Below are 2093 nucleotides of genomic sequence, written 5' to 3'. Positions count from 1 at the left end.
CTGGCCGACAACGGCCGCCTGCCGGCCTTGGTGGCCGACGCCGCGTCCGCGCTCGGCCCGCTCGGCGTGCTGGTGAATTGCGCGGCGTTGTTCGAGGACGACGGGGCGCGGGTGGATGAAGCCGCCATGGAGCGGCATTTCCGCGTCAACACGCTGGCGCCCGTCGTGCTCGCCGACCTCTGCGCCGCCGCGTTGCCGGAGGGCGCGGACGGGGTGGTGGTGAACATTCTCGACCAGCGCGTGCTGCGCCTTACCCCGGATCACTTCTCCTACGGCGTCTCGAAGTCCGCGCTCTGGGCGGCGACGCGCATGCTGGCGGCGCGGCTCGCGCCGCGCGTGCGGGTGCTGGGCATCGGTCCCGGCCCGGTGCTGCCGCACGAAGGCCTCGCGCCGGAGGACTTCGCGCGGGAGGTGGCGGCGACGCCGCTGCAGCACGCCCCCAGCCTTGCCGATTTCGGGCGGACCATTCGCTTTTTTGTGGAGACGCCCTCCCTCACGGGCCAGATGCTGGCGCTCGACGCCGGCCAGCATCTCGGCTGAGCTCCATCAGGCGGTGACCGGCCCGGCGACGCCGTCGAAGGCGCCGGGCACCAGTTCGCACACCAGGAGCCGCGCCGGGTCCACCGGGCCGGGCAGGGTGACGCGGCCGGCCGGCACCCGGCGGAAAGCCGAGCGGGCATAATAGGGGCTCGTCCCCCCACCAGGATCACGAGGGCGTGGCCGCCGCTGCGGGCGGCCTCCAGCGCCACCTCCATGAGCCGCGCGCCGATGCCCACCGACTGGAACGGCGGCTCCACGGTGAGCGGACCGAGCAGCAGCGCGGGATGGCGGCCGATGGCGACCTCCGTCAGCCGAACCGAGCCCACCAGCATGGTGCCGACGCGGGCGGTGAAGGAGAGGTCGGGCGCGTGCGGCGCCTGCTCGCGGATGCGGAAGGCGGTGCGCGCGAACCGGCCGGGGCCGAAGGTGCGTTCGTGCAGCCGCTCGATGGCAAGCGCGTCCTGGGGCCGCTCGAGGGCGAGGAGAAGGGGAAGCTCGGTCATGGGTCTTCTTCGGATCGGCAGGCGCTGTCACCCGGCGATCCGGCGCCGGGACGGTTCCCCGGGCGCGGTCAGGCGGGCAGGCGAAGGGGCGCGCTGGCGCGCGGTCCATCCTCTCGTCGTCGCAGCCGGAGCGCCATGGCGCAGCATCCTCGTGCCGATGAGCGGCGGGCGATAGCACGCCGCGCCAAGCGGGTCCAGTGGCACCGGGCGAGGGGGGCGCCTGCCTCCGGACACTCAGCGGACAGGGACCCCGCCCCGCCCCGCCCTGTCCTGCTTGCGGGGAAGGCAAAGTGGGGGAATGGCGCGCAACTGCCCCGTTCACAGCGGCGGCCCTTTCCATTAGCGTGCCGGCCGCGGGCGCCCGGCGCCCCGGCAAGGTCCCGGCGCACTGCGCGGAAAGGTTGCCCGTCCCGTGGAAGACAAGGTGAAGCTCGTCCTTGCATCCGGCTCGCCGCGCCGGCTCGCGCTCCTCAACCAGGCCGGCATCGAGCCCGACCTGCTCATGCCGGCCGAGCTGGACGAGGCGCCCGAGCGGGGCGAGCTGCCGCGCCGCCTGGCCCCAGCGCCTCGCCGAGGAGAAGGCGCGGCTGGTGGCGGGGCGCGCCAAGGATGCGGGCATCGCGGCCCTGGTTCTCGCCGCCGACACGGTGGTGGCGGTGGGCCGGCGCATCCTGCCCAAGCCCGAACTGACCGACGAGGCGGACGCCTGCCTGCGCCTGCTCTCCGGCCGCACCCACCGGGTCTATACCGGCATCTGCGTCATGGACCCCAGGCGCCGCGCCCACACCCGCCTGGTCGAGACACGGGTGCGCTTCAAGCGCCTCTCGCGCGACGAGATGGCGGACTATCTGGCCTGCGGCGAATGGCGCGGCAAGGCGGGCGGCTACGCCATCCAGGGCATCGCCGGCGCCTTCGTGCTGAAGCTCGTGGGCTCCTACACCAACGTGGTGGGGCTGCCGCTCGCCGAGACGGTGAGCCTGCTGGCTGGCGAGGGCTACGACGTGCGCGCCGGCTGGGTGGAGCGCGCGGCGTGAGCGGGGCGGATGCGCC

Annotated in this window: 1 protein-coding gene and 2 pseudogenes; 2 read left to right on the top strand and 1 reads right to left on the bottom strand. The window is 74.3% G+C overall.

Annotated features, from left to right (window positions below; all coding sequences use genetic code 11):
• A partial coding sequence (locus AC2W7M_RS24360) for an SDR family oxidoreductase (protein ID WP_486135600.1) occupies positions 1-540 on the top strand: 540 nt, incomplete at its 5' end.
• Between the two features lie 6 nt (positions 541-546).
• On the opposite strand, the pseudogene AC2W7M_RS24355 reads toward AC2W7M_RS24360, so the two are convergent.
• Positions 547-1043 (bottom strand): annotated as a pseudogene (locus AC2W7M_RS24355) (GNAT family N-acetyltransferase).
• Between the two features lie 412 nt (positions 1044-1455).
• Here AC2W7M_RS24355 and AC2W7M_RS24350 point away from each other — a divergent pair.
• Positions 1456-2077 (top strand): annotated as a pseudogene (locus tag AC2W7M_RS24350) (Maf-like protein).
• The last annotated feature ends 16 nt before the right edge of the window (positions 2078-2093 follow it).

It is taken from the genome of Xanthobacter sp. BG11Y11_SDJG, from assembly GCF_057364445.1.
Note: the sequence above shows the minus strand (reverse complement) of the source record. Positions and strands in the feature narration are given on the sequence as shown.